Raw genomic sequence first — 15,167 nt, 5'->3', positions numbered from 1 at the left:
GCCGGACGATCCCTGCACGGAACGTTCCGGCGTGTCGTGGCCGGAACAAAGTATGGGCGGAAGCCTGATTTCATCGAGAAATAAAAATTTCCCTCTGAAATCATCCTCTCGGCGAGGCCCGAGGGGTTGTCAGGCGGCGGGGCGGAGCAACGTGGCGGCCACCGCCCGTGCGGCGTCGGTCCACGGTGCGGGGCGCAGGGTCGCCGGGTCGAGCCGGACGATCGCCCGCCGTCCCTCCGCGTACACCCGGTCGCCGTCGGGGGAGTGGAACCGGAAGGCATACTCGGCGCTGCTGGTGCCGAGGTGCTCCAGCCAGAAGTGGACCGCGACCGGGCCGGTGCCGGTGATCGGCGCGCGGTAGGTGATGGTGAACTCGCGTACCGCGTGGAAGGCGTCGGGTGCGCTGGCGCGCCCGGCCTGGTAGGAGATGCCGCGCTCGGACCAGTAGGCGGTGAGCGCCCGCTCCAGCAGCACCGCGTACCGGGCGTTGTGCAGGATGCCCATGGCGTCGAGGTCGTCGAAGTGCACCATGGCGTGCTCGACGTGGCCGTACTCGACGGCGGGCTGGTCGGCGAGGACGTGACTCATGACGGGCCTTCCGGTAGCAGGGTGAGGTCGGGGCAGAGGGCCCGCAGGCGGCCGAGCACGCCGAGGCGGGCATGCCGGTAGGTGGTCTCCGGGTCGAGCAGCCGGGAGCGCATGGCGGCGGCGATGCCGGCGGCATCGATCTCGTACGCCAGCAGCGCGGCATCCACGTCGCGGGGCAGCTCGCCGAGATCGACCGCCTCCCGGACGAGCCGTTCCAGGAACGTGGTCCAGGCGGCGAAGACCTCGGTGAGGCGATCCCGGACGGCCCCGGGCCGGGCGTTGAACTCGAACTCCGTGGTGGCGAAGAAGCAGCCGCCGGGGAGCACCTGGGCGGCGTAGAAGTCGATCCGGGCCTCGTGCAGCGCGCGGATCCGGCGTACTCCTCGGGGGGTGTGCAGGGCCGGCGCGATGATCCGTTCCTGCCACTGCGCGACGGCCCGGTCGATGGTGGCGAGCTGGAGGGCCTCCTTGGAGCGCCAGTGCGCGAAGAGGCCGGACTTGCTCACCCCGAGGGAATCGGCGAGGTGCCCGAGGGAGAGGCCGTCGAGGCCACTGGCGGAGGCGAGGCTGACGGCGGCGTCGAGCACGGCGGTGCGGGTGCGCTCACCCCGGGCGAGCCGACCGTCGACGATCATGCGGTGAGCGTACTAAATAAGACCGACCGGTCGTGTTTATTTCGTCGGTGATGGTCGTCACCCACCGTCGACGCGGAAACGTCCCGCCACCCGGCGATCGGGTGGCGGGACGCCGAAGGTGCCGGCTCACGCGATGATCGTGTCCAGGGCGATCTCGACCATCTGGCTGAAGGTCTGCTCGCGCTCCTGCGAGGTGGTCTTCTCGCCGGTCTTGATGTGGTCACTGACCGTCAACAGCGTCAGCGCGCGGGCCTTGAACCGGGCGGCGATCGTGTAGAGCGCGGCCGACTCCATCTCCACCGCCAGCACGCCGTACTCGGCGAGCGTGTCGTAGAGGTCCGGCCGGTCGGTGTAGAAGGCGTCCGCGGCCAGGATCGGCCCGACCCGCATGGCGATGCCGCGCCGCTCGGCCACCTCGACCGAGGTACGCAGCAGCCCGAAATCGGCGACCGGGGCATAGTCGATCAGCCCGTCGAAGCGCATCCGGTTCATGTTCGAGTCGGTCGACGACCCGCTCGCCGCGATCACATCACGTAGTTGAAGCTCCTCGCTGAGGGCGCCGCACGAGCCGACCCGGATCAGCGACTTCACGCCGTACTCGTTGACCAGTTCGTGGGCGTAGATCGAGGCCGAGGGCATGCCCATCCCGGAGCCCTGCACGGAAACCTCGACACCGTTCCAGCGGCCGGTGAAGCCCAGCATCCCCCGGACCGTCGAGTAGCAGTCCGCGCCCTCTAGGTAGGTCTCCGCGATCCACTTGGCCCGCAGGGGGTCACCCGGCATCAGGACCCGCTCGGCGATCTCGCCCGGCTTCGCGCCGATGTGCGTACTCATGGCAGAGATCCTGCCAGGCCGGCCCGGCAGGGACCGGTTCGGCGTCGGAACGGGAGGTCCTGTAGCCTACTCGGCGGTGGCGTGTCCGAGTGGCCTAAGGAGCACGCCTCGAAAGCGTGTGAGGGTTTGCGCCCTCCGCGGGTTCAAATCCCGCCGCCACCGCTCGTGAACAGGCGAAACGCCCGGCGACTCTCCGTGAGTCACCGGGCGTTTTCCTGTCGTGGTCTCAGTTTTGGTCTCAGTTGTCCTCACGACGCCTTGCTGAGCACCCCCGCCGGCCCGTCGTCCGGGTCGTCGTCGGCGTTCTGCGCGGGCTGCCAGAGCAGACCACCGACCCGCTTCGCCACGTCGCGGCGAACCTGCCCCGTAAGGTGCTGGTAGCGCCGGGCCATGCCGGAGTCCGACCACCCCATGATGCCCATCACGGCACGTTCGGCCACGCCGAGAATCAGCAGCACGGTTGCCGCCGTGTGCCGGGCATCGTGCAGCCGCCCATCGCGCAGTCCGGCGCGGGTCAGCAGCCGCTTCCATTCCGTGTAGTCGGTGCGCGGGTTGACCGGGCCGCCGGTCGGCGTGGTGAACAGAAAGCCGGTATCCGTCCAGAGTTGCGCGGCGGTCTCGCGTTCGGCGTCCTGTTCTTTTCGGTGCTGGCGTAGCAGGGCAACCAATGGGTCGGGAAGTCCGATACTGCGCCGACCGGCCCGCGATTTCGTGTCGGCGGTTTCCGCGCGTAGTGGCTGCCGGTCCGGGCAGTGACCGCCGAACTTCCGGCCGCACGGTTTCGTGCAACCGTGCTTCCATTTGGGGCGCTGCCGGGCGCGGCGAACGGTGAGCGTCCCACCGTCGAGGTCCACGTCATCCCATTTCAGGCCCAACACTTCACCCTGCCGCAATCCGAGCGCCAGCGCCATTGCCCACCGCGCACTGTTTCGGCGCTCGCTGGCGGCGACCAATAGCCGCTGCACTTCCTCCACCGAATACGGCTCAACCTCTTCGTCTTCGATGCGTGGTGGCTTCGCCAGGGTGGCAGGGTTGCGCACGATGTGTTGCCGGCGCACCGCTTCATTGAGGGCAGTTCGTAAGGTGCGGTGCGCCTGGTGGGCGGTGGCGGCGGCACTGCCAGCGGCCTGCATCTTGCGGGTCAGCTTCTCCACGTGCTCGGGTTGCAGCTTCTCTAGACGGTGCGCGCCGAGTCCGGGAATGAGATGTCGGTACACGGCGACCCGGTAGCCGGCGATCGTGTTGTCACGAACGGCAGGCGCGGCGATGTTCTCCACCCAGTGCGTGAGCCACGTCTTGACCGTCCACGACTGTCCTGCCTTGCGGACGGTGCCCTTGTCGCGGTCGCGTTCCAACTCGCGCACCTTGCGGGTGACAATGGCCTCGGTCTTGCCGCGAACGTGACGGCGGTCGGGAGTGCCGTCGTCCTTGATGCCGACGGTCACGCGGCCGTGCCAGTAGCCGTCGCTGCCCTGGTAGATGCTCGATGCGCCGTTGGGCTTGCGTCTTCCCATCAGTCCCCGTCTCTTTCAGGCCGCGTTTTCCAGCGCGGTCTCTTCGGTGAGCAGGTTCTCTACGTACTCGTCAAGGCAGAAGGCCGGAACGCGCCGGAGACGGCCGATCGTGACCGTGCGAATCTGGCGGGTCTTGACGAGGGCGTACATCGTGGTGCGGCCGATGCCGAGACGGCGCGCGGCCTCTTCGATGGTCAAGACAATGCGGGTGTCGACGGTCGTCACTTCTGCTCCCTCGGGGCGGCGTCGAGGTAGATGCGGTGCCAGGTGGACGGGGGCCGGTCGGGGTAGGGCCGGCTGACCTGGCGGATGGTGAGCACGTGGGCGAGTGCGGCGAGGGTGGCGGCGATTTCGGCGGGGGTGCCGTGCAGCCTGATTCGCATGCTGGCGGCCTTTCCGTCTCGGGCGGGGTCCGGGGGTGGTTTCGCGAGGTGTTGCGGCAGAACGGCGTAGAGCGGCCCGCTGAGAGCGCCGTAGAGACAAGATCTCGGGTGGGCCGGGGTGATGGCATGCGCCGATGTCTCTGTATGGCTCTCAGCGGGCCGGTTGCGCGGGGTCGTTGGAGGGTCGCCGGTTGTCGGCTGTGGGGAGGGCTGAACCATCCCTGCATCTCGGCATCTCGGCAGGCGGGGCGTTGAGCTGCGGAAACGGTTGCCGAGATGAGGTTGGGGTCGGTGGAGTCATCTCGGCAGCCGGTGTTGTTCTCGGCAGGCGTTTGCCGAGTTGCCGGGATTGAACATCTTCTACTTTTCGGATCTCGGCAGGGTGTTTGCCCAGCTTGTAGGCCGGTTGTGCCGAGTTGCCGAGTTGCAGGGATGGTTCAGCGGGGTTAGTCGTCGCGGCGTTCGACCCAGTAGACGCCGCGGTTGCCGCGTTCGTGGGGTCCGGTGCGTAGGACGTGGTTGCCGCGCCAGCGTCCGGCTTGGCCGGTGAGCATGCGGCCGAGTTGTAGGGAGTTGGGTAGGCGGCCGGTGGGGGTGGTGATGAACTGCCCGTCCCACGGGTCGTGTTCGTCGCTGCCCAGGTGCATGGGTTCGGCGTCACGGCGTAGGTCGGCGGCGGTGAACGGCTTGTCGTGGTGCCGGTCGTGCCAGCAGGCGAGGAACGCTCCCCAGCGTTGTTCGTCTTCGTCGATCGCGCGGACGTCGGCGGCGTTGGTGAGGAACCCGTCGATGTCGTGGTGGGCGAGGAATCCGCCGAGATGCTGCGCCCATGGGGTGAACTGCCGCATGGACAGGCCGGCGGCGCGTGGGGCTCCTTGGCGGGTCCAGTCGAGCACCATGACGAGCAGGTGCCACAGGACGGTGAGTTGGTTCGCGGGGGAGGTGATCCACTGGTCGAGGTGCGGGATGCCGAATCCGGACTGGTCGCGTAGTTCGGGGCGCGGCATGTCGGGGTCAAGATGCACTCGGACGGTGCGGGAGGCCATGTCTCCGCCGACTTGGAGGTTGTTGCCGGTGGCCATCCACAGCCGGTCGTTGGTGGTGGCGATGTTGCGGGATGCGCCTAACTGCCGGTCGGACCAGGTGCCGGCGGTGACGAGCAGGGCGAGGGTGGGCGAGTCGATGACGGTGCCTTCGGCGAGGTTGTCCCAGATGACCACGCCGACCTGTTCGGCGAACACGGCGGTGATGGACTTGCGGAGTTCCTCTTCGGCGTAGGGCCAGGGCATGACGCGCTGGCCGTAGAGCATGCCGGGGCCGGCGGTGAGGATCGACTTGCCTGATGAGGGCATGGTGGCGTCGATCAGCGCGAACGGGGTCAGGGAGCGGGTGAAGTGCCGCAGGATCGGCGTGGCCAACAACGCGATGTAGTTGGCCCGGTCGGCGGCGCTGGCCCATGGGAAGTCGCGCAGGAACCGGCCGAGCAGGAACCGCCGCGCCTCTGTCACCTGCTCGACGGCGGGCGCGTCTGGCACGGGCGGCAGCGCGACCTTGGAGGCGAGGTAGAAGCCGGTCGCCGGGTCGTAGCCGGGCTGTTGCAGCAGGGTGCCGTCGCGGCGCAGCACCGGGGCACCGATGACGCCGCGCAGCGTGGGAACGCCCGGCCAGGTCTTGCCGGCCAGCACGGACGACAGCACCTCGCGGGAGGGGGTGGCCTCCTCTTCGTATGTCGTGGGGTTGCCCTGTTCGTCCTTGCGGGTCTTCACGCGGTAGACGTAGGCGTGCTCGGCGAGCAGCCCGGCGAGGCCGGCGGGGTTGATGGTGCTCGCCGACACCGGGAGCGGGGAGTCCTCATCGGCGGCGGCGGCGACTCCGCCGGAGACGGCTTCCATGTGTACGAGCGTCCCGCCGGAGACGTAGGTGTCGGGCAGCAGCCCGCCTACCAGCGCGGACTTGAGTGCGCGGATGCTCTCGGGTCCGGTGCCGATCTGCAACCGGTCGGTCATGCGGCCCTCCCCTCGGTGGTGAGACGGCGCGGCTGGCGCGCGCCGATGCGCAGCCCGGAGGCGATCGTGCGGGCTACCTCGCCCGGCGGCAGGCCGGTCGACAGGGCGGCGGGTTCCAGGACGGCGTACACGTCGGCGTCGGTGAGCGCGCCTCCGGCGGCGAGCTGGCCGAGCGCGACGGCGGAGGCGAACAGCATGTGGTTGCGCTGACCGGTTGGTGCGGCGGTGAGGTGTGCGACCTGGTTGCGGATCGCGGCGGCGACGTACCGGCCGCGCCGGTCGGGCGGCAGCGTCACCGCCGCGGGCCGGTACGCGGGGCGCGTGGCCGGGGCGAGCAGCCCGGCCAGCCATCCGGACAGCGGCGAGGGCTCGCAGTTCAGGGCCACGGTGTAGGGGCGGCCTGCGACGGTGGAGCCGGCGGCCACGACGTAGCCGCCGTGCGACTTGGTGTCGACCTTCCACCCGAGCCCGCCGCGCTCGCCGACGGTGTTGCCCAGTGGCGGCCCGGTGTCGGGGTGCAGGTAGAACAGGTGGCTACCGCCGCGCCCGGTGGACTGCGTGTAGGTGGCGTCGATGCCGCCGCCGTGCCGTTCGGCCAGGGCGGCGAGCACGTCCACCCCGTCACGCGCGCCGGCCCACTCGGGCGGCGGGGTGTCGTCGGCGTGCTTGGGCACGTCTAGGTCGACCACCACCAGACCGGACGGCCCGCACGCGATGCCGACCCCGTAGGGGCGGGCCGACCACGCCCGGCGGATGCGCTCGGGGTCGGTGGTGGCGCGGTCTTCCCACCCGACGTGCCGCCCGGCGGTCTTGCAGCGCGGGTCGATGCGGTCGCAGCGTTCGGCGGTGCACCGGTTCGGGAACGCGGGCCTCTTCGCGTGGTCGTCGGCGACGTCGGGTAGGTCGGGGCGCAGTGGGAACACGTGCCAGCCGCGCGCCGCGCACTCCAGAGCGGCGGCCAGCAACACGGAAGCCTCGGGCATGGCGGTCCTTCCTGGCGCAGGCGAAGGGTGGCCAGCGCCGCGCGGGCGCTGGCCACCAGGTGGTGAGCGCGCGCAGCGCGCCGGTTCGGTTTTCAGGCGGCTATCCGCCGCGCGGCGGGACGCGAGGGCTGTGTCCTGCGGCGCTGGTGCAGTTCCTGAGCGCAGGCGGCGCAGTCACGTCGTTGGAGGTAGACCGGCTGTCCGCTGTGGGTGTGTGTGCCGTCGATCCGTCGTCGGCAGATGTGGGGGTAGGGCTCGTCGTCGGTGACCGGACGGCCGAGCGCGACGCTCGCGGCGAGCCACTGGGCGGCCACCGGCTCACCACCTCGCCCGGGGCTGTCCGGTGATCGCGGCACGGTTGACCGCCTGCCGCAGGTCGCCGAGCAGGCCGACCAACTGCCGGCGGGCCGCCACCTCGGTGGGGGCGAGCGCCACGCGGACGCGGATCTCGGCGTGGTCGCGGCCGGCGGCGGTCCGCACGCGGATCAGGACGGCCCGCGCCTGTCCGGGGATGTCGATCACGATTTCGTCGGAGCGGTGTTCGTTGAGGTTGCAGCGGTGGTCCCGGCCGCACCAGTCGGTGTGACCGGCGGGCCGGCGGGTCACCGGCCAGCGTGCCGGCGTAGCCGGCGGACGTAGTTGACGGCGCGGCGTCCGATGCGCAGGCGTAGTCCGGTGCCCGTGCAGCGGCGGCAGTCGGGCCGTCCGCGTAGGGCGCGGGGGTGGGTGATGCGGCGGCGCAGCCGGTCCCAGAGGCGGGGTGGGGCGGTGCCGGTGCCTTTGCAGCGGTGACAGGCAGTGAACGGCCGGACGTAGCAAGCGGCGGCGTAACCGACAGCAACGAGTAGGGCAATTCCGGCGAACCAGACTACGGACATTCCGGGCATGTTTGTGCTGGTAGCGGCCACGATGAGGGTCACTGGAGGCTCCAAACGGGGGGTTACCGGCGGTAGGCGGCATGGGCCGCTACCGCTACCGGTGAAGATCGGTGCTGGTGGGGCGGGTAGCGGCCCGGGTAGCGCTGCCGCTACCTGTGTTCGGTCCGCTACCCGCCGCGCTACCGGCGGTCAGCCGTCGTCGGCGTCGCGTTGTTGTGCGGCGGTGGTGATGTCGGCGAGGTACGCGCCCTTGCGGGTCGCCCCGCCGGATTTCACGTTGCGTGACTCGACGCCCTTCGCGCGCACGAGCGCGGACAACGCTTCGGGGGTCACTGCGGAGTACGCCTGCGGGAACCGGTCGGCCAACCGTCCGGCCAGGGTGTCCCAGTGCTGTCCCCGCTCGGATGGCACCCACACCGCCCGAAGGTCATCCAGGATGTCCCGGGCGGCCGGCAGGTCGGCCGGGCCGGTGGTACCGCCGCGCAGGGCCACACCGCGGGCGCAGATCTTCTCGACGGCGGCCCGATCGAGGTAGGCGGCGCGGGCGGAGACCATCGGCCCGTAGCCGACCCGCACACCCCACCCGGAGTCGACACCGACCTCGAAGCGGGTCGGTTGGGCACCCTGGCGGTACGCGCCGGTGCCCAACGCGAGGTCCGTTTCGACATGGGAGGGCACGGCCAGGCAGGTGCGGTTGGCGATGTTGGACGTGACGCCCTTGGGCAGTGACTCCTTGTCGATGCGCTGCGTCATCAACACCAGGTGAATCCCGAGTGCCCGGCCGCGTTTGATGATGCTGGTCATCGCTGCCGCGCTCGACTTGCCGATCTCGGGGTCGGTGATGAGTTCCTGCACCTCATCGATCGCGGCCACGACCGGCCGCAACCGGGCATCCTTGGCGGCGATGGCCCGGTTCAGCTTGTTCTCGCTGTTCAAGCCCTGGGTGGCGTAGTGCTTGATACGCGGGCCGCGCACGTCGCACTCCTTGAGCAGCCACATCAGCATCCGGTACGCGTTGGCCTTGGTGCCCTCGTCCGCCCCCGACCCGAACAACTCCGGCGGGCACAAGGGCTCGAACGCGTCGAAGTCCCCACGCCCGGCCAGGTCGAACACCGCGAACTGCACCAGCGGATCCAGCGCCATCCCGGCCATCACCACCCGCGCCGACAGCGACTTACCCGACCCGGGGAACCCGGCGAACAGGCTGTTGCGCTCATCCATCCGGTAGTCCACCGGCCGCATACGCGGGTCGAACCCGTACACGAACGGCTTGAAGTAGTCCGTCTGCCCACCGCGCAGCAACGGCCACGGGGGCTGCTTCATGGCCGACACCGGCCGGTCGGCCACCCACAACGCCAACCGGGACGGGTGCTCACGCGGCATGACCTCCGGCCACACCTGGTCGACCGGCAGCCGCAGCCCACCGGCCAACAGTTCCCGCTTCTCCACCACATCGACCGCGATCACCCCATCGGGCAGGTCCACAATCGCGAGGTAACCCGGGCCGTCCCGGCGGATCTCCCCCACCCCAGCGGGAAACACGATGTCCTCCGGCCGCTTGACCAGGCCGGTGGCCATGATGCCCTTACGGGTCAGTTCGGCGGTCAGCTTGCGGTAGACCGGGCGGACCACCGTGCGCGCCAGGATCGGCTTGTCCAAGGGCCGCCCGTAACGGGCCAACCCGACCAGACCGGCGGCTACCACGGGCACCTTCACCCACCACGGCGTCAGGTCGGAGGCGAGGACCAGACCGCCGCTGCCGGCCGCGAGGGTGCCCGCGCCGGTGACCCACCACCGCCACGACGCCTGACGCATCCGATGCCGATCCAGGTCCAACCACGTGCGCGGGTCGTTACGGTTCGCCGCATCCTGCCGCAGATGCCAGTTCCCCGTCTCCGCGCTGGTCCACCCCAACACGCGACCGGCCAGGCGGGCCGCGCCCTTCGGCGCGTACCAGGCGACCTTGCCCGCATACACCGGCGAGAGCGCGAGGTGAGTGCCCACGTGGTAGCCGGTCGCACCGGCCGCACGGCGCAGCATGTCACGCCGCTGACCAGGGTCGGTCAACCACAACGGCAACACCGGCCCGGCGCGCCGATCGAGCAGCTCGGCGAGGTCCGGACGACGGTCCGGCGGGTCGACCGGACCGCCGTCCCGTGCCGGTTCCGGGGCGACGGTTTCGATGTCCGCCACGTCAGCAGCGGACAAACCCTGCGCAGCAGCGGCCCGGTCCGCCCGCCGCTGCGCCAAATCCACAATCCGCGCCGCCTTCTCATCCGGCGGCCCGGCAGGACTGATGATGGGATCGCTGGTCATGATGAGACTTCCTCCACCGGTCGAAAAAGGGGTCGGGTCGGGGGTGCCGGCGGCACGGCACAGGTTGCGAGCCAGGGGCCGTGCCGCCGGGTGTTCACTTCCGCTTGCTCCCACCGCTGTCGGGGTGGGCTTTGATGTCCTTGCGGGCGGCCCGGCCCGCCGTGCGGGCGTCGTCGTGGCTACCGCCACCCCGGCGGACCGCTTCCGCGACCGCCGCGGCGTACTCGTTCGGGTCGATGCCATACGGCGTGTTCTGCTTCGCCATGACTTCCCCTCCCGGCCGTCCAGACCCTCTGGCAGCCACCACCACCCCCGGGACCGATGTGCCCGGGGGTGGCAGAAGCGGTCAGGTCAGCGACGCCACCAAGGAAGGTTCTTCTCGGCGTCCAGAACGCGCCGGTTCGCGGCCAGGTACTCCGGCGTCACGTCCCGGCTCTTGCTGCTGACCCGCGCCAGGTCTTCGCGGGCGGCCTTGTGCTCGCGGATCGCGGCCCGTTTCTCGTCCTTGCTCTTGCCCATCAGGAGTGCTCCCTTCCCGGCCGTCCAGACGCTCTGGCGGCCACCACCACCCCCGGGGCGATGGGCCCGGGGGTGGTAGAAGCGGACAGATGTGCACGGTGGGATGGGGTCAGCGGCGGTTTGCCTTGCGGTCGATTCGGTCGGCGGCTTTCTGGCCGGGGCTGCCGGTGGGGAGGTGGGCTTCCCGGGTGGCGGTGACCGCGATGGAGGGGCAGTAGCCGCAGCGGCCGGTGTTGTGGCAGGTGCACTGCGGGGGCTTCGGGTTACGGTGGAACATCGGGTGACCTCCTGTGGGTCGTCCGATCGGCCCGCCCGCAGTTGCACCTGCGGGTGGGCCGCCCTTTTGGCCGGTCGGCTGACTGGCCACACCCCGCGCACCCGCCCACGGTCGTGTGGGTGGGTGCGCGGTGAAGCGAGTCAGAACAAGACCCTGGTCGGAACAAGACCTTGGCTGCCAGACGGCCGCAGGGCCGTGCTGCCGGGCAGGTCAGCGCCGTTTGCGCCCGCCGATGGCGGTCGCGCCGTTGCCGATCGCGGACTGGCCGGTCACGGTGATGCTGCCGGTGTGGACGGTGCCGCCGCTGGTGGCGGTGGCGGGGTCGAAGGTGTAGTGCCCGGCGGTGCAGATCGCGAGGGTTCCGGTGTCGTCGATGGAGACGCTGCGGAAGCCTTTGCCGCACTGGTTGCAGGACGAGATCGCCACAGGCGGATTCCTCTCGGGTGGTGGCTGTCAGCGGGTCTGACAGCCACCGCACACCACCGGGCGCTATCGCCCGGTGGTGGCGGAAGCGGTCAGGCCGCGCAGAACAGGGCGGCGAGGAACAGGAAGCCGGTGTGCCAGGACTGATCGAGGGCGTACATGCCGCCACCGCGGGCGAGCCAGTGCGGGTCCTTGCCCAGCAGTTCGGCGAGGCGACGCAGCGGGGTGCGCCGGTCGGCGATGTAGTGCGACACCGCCGAGACGGCCAGCCCGACGGCGACGCCCCAGGGATCGAGGCGCAGCCCGGTGGCGAGGATCAGCACGGTCAGGGCGATACCGGCGGTGGCGGTGTAGGTGGTGACGTGGGCGGCGCAGGCGATACGGCCCGCCCAGCCGGGCTCGCTCTTGCAGTCGGCCTGGTGCTGGGTCTGCACCCAATGGTCGGCCACCTGGTGCGCGGCGTAGAGGGTGGCGAACACGGCGGCGAACGCGGTAGCGCCACCGCCGGTCGGGTCTGCGAACATGAGAGGCAACTCCCGAGGTCGATTCGGCTGAGGGGGTGGGCCGGCGGCACGGCACTGGTTTCCAGGCCATGAGGGCTGTGCCGCCGGGCGGGGTCAGGACTGGTCGGCCTTGCGGCGCTGCGCGGTCGACGCCAGCCGCTGCTTGATGGCCTGGTCGCTGAACCACTGCGGGTTGGTCTTCTGCGCGCGGCGGCTCAGGTCGGCGTGCTGCGGGTCGCTGATCGTGTTCGGGACGGTGGGCTTCTTGCCGAACATCGGCGTTCCCTCTCTCAGGCGGCGATCGGGGCGGGGGTGTCGGTGACCGGTGTTTGTGCTGCGTGCGGTGCGGATGGTGAACCGGTCATCGGGCGGGGCCGGTGGCGTTTGACGGTGCTCACGCTGACCTTCGCGAGTCGGGCGATCCGCTCGTGCGGGGCGTCCGGGTCGGCGGTGTGCGCGGCGATGACCCGCTCTCCAGCGGTCAGCGTCCGGGCCGTGACCCGCCCCGGACGGACCGGCTCACGAACCGCCGTGACCGGCTCAGCCGGTGCCGGCTCACCGAGGCCGCCGCCCGGGCGGGTGTCCGCCTGCGCCGGGGCGCTGTGCTGCGGTCCCTGTCCCTGCTGGAGGCCGTCGGCGGGGTGGTACGGGTCGGGGTCCGGACGGCCGGTCAGATCGAGGTCGGCCAGCCGGGGCGCACCCTGCCAGGGGCGGGCGTTGGTGGCGTAGTCGATGAACACGCCGATCAGGAACGCGGTGCCGGCCGCGCCGATCGGGCCGAGCGAATGCGCCAACGCCGCCCCCAGGGCGTCCCATCCGGACCCGTGCCAGCCGCCGGCCATGTTCAAGGCCAGCGACATCGACAACGCGGTCCACTCGGCCACGTCGGCCCGCCGGTCGGTGTCACCACCGGAGGAACGCAGCACGGCCCGGCCGATGATGATCAGCGCCACGACCGCGATCAACGCCGGTTCCATCACCCACGCGGCCCACCACCCCGGCGACCCGCCGTCGAGGCTGAGCAGCCGGGCGACACCGGCTTGTACCCCGGTGGTCGACCACGCGCCGAACGCGACCAGGATCGGCACCCCGGCCAGCAGCGTCACCCGCTGCACCAACGCGACCCGCAACGCCCGCATCTCCGCGCTACGGCCGATATCGGCCCGGATCCGCGCCCGCTCCCCATCACGAGCAGCCCGGCGGTACAACGCGGCCAGCGCGGCGGTTTCCTCCGCGTCGCGGGCGCGTTCCCGACGGGCACGCGACACGGCGGCGGACCGTTCGTCCACATCCGCCAACGCGATCCGATGCTCCGCATCCTGCGCCCGGCGTGCCCGCGTGTCCTCCCGACGCGCGTCGACCAACGCCCGCTCGCCGGCCAGCCGGGAACGCAACTGCACCGCCGGCCCGTTCGGACCGGACTCGGCCACATCGGCCGGCACAAGCAGACCGCCCTGCCGGGTGAACTCCACCGCGCTCACCCGGCCACCGCCAGCGCGGCGAGCCGGTCGACCGTGGCCGGGGCGAGGTCGACGGGAGTGGTGTACTCGACGGCGTGGGCGTAGATCTCCCACCCGTGCCACGTCGGGTAGGCGTTCATCGTCCGGCGCAGCCGACCGTCGTCGTCGGTGCTCTCGCGCTCGGCGATGAGCAGGTCCGGGTCGTTGAGCCCGGCCAGGTGAAGCCACGACCGCAGCGCGGCGGTGCTGTCGAAGTCGACCGCCAGCGACACGCCATCGGTGTGCACGCGAATGCCGGTCGGGTCGGCCAACAGCAGCAGCTCGGCCATGACGGCACGGCGACTCTTACGGGTGTTCACGGGGACTCTCCTTCGGGGTAGGCGCAGTCGACGCACTCACCGAGTGAGCGCGGAGTGCAGTAGGGCCGGACCACACCGCAGGCAGGGCAGGTGCGGCGGGCCGTCAACGCGGCGGAGATCGCGCGCAGCTGGGCGGGGGTGGCGGTGCGCTTCGGCCGGGCCAGGTCCACCCGGTACAGGTAGGCCGTCCGGGTACCGCCGACACCGCGCCAGAGGATCTGCGCGGCCACCGGCTGACCGGCGGGCCGCAGCCCGGCGGCGCGCAGTTGACGGCGGGTGACGTAGCCCGGCGGGGCACCCTGCCACCAAAAGGTGGGAATGCCGTACCGCGACCCGTCCGGGTCGTGGAAGGCGGCGCGGATGCGGGACATCAGGCCGGCACCCGAACGCGGTAGACGGGCATGGTGTCGGGGTTGACGAAGTAGCGGCCCGCCCCGTACTCGATCCGCCACGTGTCCACCGGACGGAAGCGGTCCTTGCCCGCCCACCACACGGCGGTCACCCGGTCCGCCGAGAACCGGCCCGAACCGGGCGGCCCGGCGGAGGCGATCAGGTCACCAACCCGCACCCGGCCTGGCGGGACACGTTCCAGGTCCCGTGCGGTGTACCGGTACCGGCCCGAACCCGTCTCCCCCATCAGGCCACCTGCCGAAACTCGGGGCGTGCGGCCAGGTCGGCGGCGGCGCGGGTGACCCGGGCCTGCGCCCGGCGGACCCGACGCCAGTCCAGGGCGGTCGGGCCGCCGTGGTCCTCGGCGTTGATCAGCCTGATCTCGGCGTCCAACACATCCAACTCGGCGGCGATCAACGGCCACTCCAACTCGATCGCGGCCAGCTCAGCCGGGGTCGGGGCGGCGGTAGCGGTGTCGCGGTCGGTAATCACTTCTGGCGGGTCCTTCCAGAACGGCGGGAACCCGTCGCCGAGCGGCGACGGGAAGAACTCCGCTCCTCACACGAGCGGCAGCGGGCCTGATCCGGGGCCAACGGGGCGAGACCGCCGCAGCCGCGGCACTCACGCCACACGGCGCTGCGCTTGGTCGAAATCCGCACGGCGGCGGCAATGCTCACGGACATGACGGCTCACCTCTCCCAGCTCGAATCAAGCAGGTTTTCGTCTGGTCACCGCAGTGGCGACCTCCGCTGGCCGCCCGGACCACTACAGGCCGGGCGGCGTACGCAACTCGCCAGCGGTCAACAAGGGCGGGCCGTACCGGCACGCCGGGCGATCCTCGGTTGGGCAAGCAAGGGGCCAAACCCCTAAAGCGGACAGGTCATGCGGCCGGACACGTCAACAGCCGAACGCCGCTCGCCACCCCTAGATCGCGTGCATCGGGACCCAATCGGGGAGACGGATCTCCCTGCGTCCCGGACCTCTGTGCAGTTGTCAAACACCGAGCGCCACGGCGGTCCAGCAGATTCACGAGCGGTGCAGCCGAAGCCACCTCCGCCGGCTGTGGAGTCGCCAGCGCTACAACTTGGCGTTGTACTCG

Annotated in this window: 23 protein-coding genes and 1 tRNA gene; 1 reads left to right on the top strand and 23 read right to left on the bottom strand. The window is 70.8% G+C overall.

What is annotated here, in order from left to right; all coding sequences use genetic code 11:
* Window positions 1-129: 129 nt before the first annotated feature.
* The 3 genes from ACQPYA_RS30140 to deoD form a co-directional block, all read right to left on the bottom strand.
* Window positions 130-588 carry an acyl-CoA thioesterase gene (locus tag ACQPYA_RS30140; RefSeq protein WP_433530378.1) on the bottom strand — a complete coding sequence of 153 codons (459 nt, stop codon included), beginning with the start codon at window positions 586-588 and terminating at the stop codon, window positions 130-132.
* Window positions 585-1,223 carry a TetR/AcrR family transcriptional regulator gene (locus ACQPYA_RS30135; RefSeq protein ID WP_433530377.1) on the bottom strand — a complete coding sequence of 213 codons (639 nt, stop codon included), beginning with the start codon at window positions 1,221-1,223 and terminating at the stop codon, window positions 585-587. Before ACQPYA_RS30135 ends, ACQPYA_RS30140 begins: the two co-directional genes overlap by 4 nt.
* Before the next feature lie 126 nt (window positions 1,224-1,349).
* Complete coding sequence (gene deoD, locus ACQPYA_RS30130; RefSeq protein ID WP_433530376.1) at window positions 1,350-2,057, bottom strand: purine-nucleoside phosphorylase; 708 nt, start codon at window positions 2,055-2,057, stop codon at window positions 1,350-1,352.
* Window positions 2,058-2,132: 75 nt separating this feature from the next.
* Between deoD and ACQPYA_RS30125 the strand changes: the two genes are divergently transcribed.
* A tRNA-Ser gene (locus tag ACQPYA_RS30125) sits at window positions 2,133-2,219 on the top strand.
* Window positions 2,220-2,305: 86 nt separating this feature from the next.
* Here ACQPYA_RS30125 and ACQPYA_RS30120 read toward each other — a convergent pair.
* The 20 genes from ACQPYA_RS30120 to ACQPYA_RS30025 form a co-directional block, all read right to left on the bottom strand.
* Window positions 2,306-3,571, bottom strand: a complete 1,266-nt coding sequence (locus ACQPYA_RS30120) for a tyrosine-type recombinase/integrase (protein WP_433530375.1) — start codon at window positions 3,569-3,571, stop codon at window positions 2,306-2,308.
* Window positions 3,572-3,586: 15 nt separating this feature from the next.
* A complete protein-coding gene (locus ACQPYA_RS30115; RefSeq protein ID WP_433530374.1) occupies window positions 3,587-3,796 on the bottom strand; it encodes a helix-turn-helix domain-containing protein in 210 nt (69 codons plus the stop codon).
* Window positions 3,793-3,954 (bottom strand): hypothetical protein, encoded by a 162-nt coding sequence (locus ACQPYA_RS30110; RefSeq protein WP_433530373.1) that lies wholly within the window; start codon window positions 3,952-3,954, stop codon window positions 3,793-3,795. The genes ACQPYA_RS30115 and ACQPYA_RS30110 overlap by 4 nt, the downstream gene beginning before the upstream one ends.
* A gap of 446 nt (window positions 3,955-4,400) precedes the next feature.
* Complete coding sequence (locus ACQPYA_RS30105) at window positions 4,401-5,960, bottom strand: hypothetical protein (protein ID WP_433530372.1); 1,560 nt, start codon at window positions 5,958-5,960, stop codon at window positions 4,401-4,403.
* A complete protein-coding gene (locus ACQPYA_RS30100) occupies window positions 5,957-6,943 on the bottom strand; it encodes a bifunctional DNA primase/polymerase (protein WP_433530371.1) in 987 nt (328 codons plus the stop codon). Before ACQPYA_RS30100 ends, ACQPYA_RS30105 begins: the two co-directional genes overlap by 4 nt.
* 92 nt (window positions 6,944-7,035) lie before the next feature.
* A complete protein-coding gene (locus ACQPYA_RS30095) occupies window positions 7,036-7,257 on the bottom strand; it encodes a hypothetical protein (RefSeq protein WP_433530370.1) in 222 nt (73 codons plus the stop codon).
* A gap of 4 nt (window positions 7,258-7,261) precedes the next feature.
* Window positions 7,262-7,549, bottom strand: a complete 288-nt coding sequence (locus ACQPYA_RS30090; protein WP_433530369.1) for a hypothetical protein — start codon at window positions 7,547-7,549, stop codon at window positions 7,262-7,264.
* Complete coding sequence (locus ACQPYA_RS30085; RefSeq protein WP_433530368.1) at window positions 7,546-7,821, bottom strand: hypothetical protein; 276 nt, start codon at window positions 7,819-7,821, stop codon at window positions 7,546-7,548. The genes ACQPYA_RS30090 and ACQPYA_RS30085 overlap by 4 nt, the downstream gene beginning before the upstream one ends.
* 189 nt (window positions 7,822-8,010) lie before the next feature.
* Window positions 8,011-10,014 carry an FtsK/SpoIIIE domain-containing protein gene (locus tag ACQPYA_RS30080; RefSeq protein ID WP_433530367.1) on the bottom strand — a complete coding sequence of 668 codons (2,004 nt, stop codon included), beginning with the start codon at window positions 10,012-10,014 and terminating at the stop codon, window positions 8,011-8,013.
* 217 nt (window positions 10,015-10,231) lie between these two features.
* The gene (locus tag ACQPYA_RS30075; protein WP_433530366.1) at window positions 10,232-10,402 is read right to left on the bottom strand and encodes a hypothetical protein; all 171 of its coding nucleotides are present in this window, start codon (window positions 10,400-10,402) and stop codon (window positions 10,232-10,234) included.
* Window positions 10,403-10,488: 86 nt separating this feature from the next.
* Window positions 10,489-10,656, bottom strand: a complete 168-nt coding sequence (locus ACQPYA_RS30070) for a hypothetical protein (RefSeq protein ID WP_433530365.1) — start codon at window positions 10,654-10,656, stop codon at window positions 10,489-10,491.
* A 109-nt stretch (window positions 10,657-10,765) separates the two neighbouring features.
* Window positions 10,766-10,933, bottom strand: coding sequence for a hypothetical protein (locus ACQPYA_RS30065; RefSeq protein ID WP_433530364.1), 168 nt, complete (start codon window positions 10,931-10,933; stop codon window positions 10,766-10,768).
* 210 nt (window positions 10,934-11,143) lie between these two features.
* Window positions 11,144-11,359, bottom strand: coding sequence for a hypothetical protein (locus tag ACQPYA_RS30060; RefSeq protein WP_433530363.1), 216 nt, complete (start codon window positions 11,357-11,359; stop codon window positions 11,144-11,146).
* Between the two features lie 89 nt (window positions 11,360-11,448).
* On the bottom strand, window positions 11,449-11,880 hold the full coding sequence (locus ACQPYA_RS30055) for a DUF3307 domain-containing protein (protein ID WP_433530362.1): 432 nt from the start codon (window positions 11,878-11,880) through the stop codon (window positions 11,449-11,451).
* Between the two features lie 93 nt (window positions 11,881-11,973).
* Window positions 11,974-12,135, bottom strand: coding sequence for a hypothetical protein (locus tag ACQPYA_RS30050; protein ID WP_433530361.1), 162 nt, complete (start codon window positions 12,133-12,135; stop codon window positions 11,974-11,976).
* Between the two features lie 14 nt (window positions 12,136-12,149).
* On the bottom strand, window positions 12,150-13,340 hold the full coding sequence (locus tag ACQPYA_RS30045) for a hypothetical protein (protein ID WP_433530360.1): 1,191 nt from the start codon (window positions 13,338-13,340) through the stop codon (window positions 12,150-12,152).
* Window positions 13,337-13,648 (bottom strand): hypothetical protein, encoded by a 312-nt coding sequence (locus ACQPYA_RS30040; protein WP_433533684.1) that lies wholly within the window; start codon window positions 13,646-13,648, stop codon window positions 13,337-13,339. The genes ACQPYA_RS30045 and ACQPYA_RS30040 overlap by 4 nt, the downstream gene beginning before the upstream one ends.
* A gap of 26 nt (window positions 13,649-13,674) precedes the next feature.
* The gene (locus ACQPYA_RS30035) at window positions 13,675-14,049 is read right to left on the bottom strand and encodes an RRQRL motif-containing zinc-binding protein (RefSeq protein ID WP_433530359.1); all 375 of its coding nucleotides are present in this window, start codon (window positions 14,047-14,049) and stop codon (window positions 13,675-13,677) included.
* Complete coding sequence (locus tag ACQPYA_RS30030; RefSeq protein WP_433530358.1) at window positions 14,049-14,315, bottom strand: hypothetical protein; 267 nt, start codon at window positions 14,313-14,315, stop codon at window positions 14,049-14,051. The genes ACQPYA_RS30035 and ACQPYA_RS30030 overlap by 1 nt, the downstream gene beginning before the upstream one ends.
* Window positions 14,315-14,560 carry a DUF6284 family protein gene (locus tag ACQPYA_RS30025; RefSeq protein WP_433530357.1) on the bottom strand — a complete coding sequence of 82 codons (246 nt, stop codon included), beginning with the start codon at window positions 14,558-14,560 and terminating at the stop codon, window positions 14,315-14,317. Before ACQPYA_RS30025 ends, ACQPYA_RS30030 begins: the two co-directional genes overlap by 1 nt.
* Window positions 14,561-15,167: the final 607 nt, after the last annotated feature.

This window comes from Micromonospora sp. CA-263727 (assembly GCF_050942455.1).
In the GTDB taxonomy this organism is placed as follows: domain Bacteria; phylum Actinomycetota; class Actinomycetes; order Mycobacteriales; family Micromonosporaceae; genus Micromonospora.
This window is presented reverse-complemented; position numbering and strand designations above follow the sequence as displayed.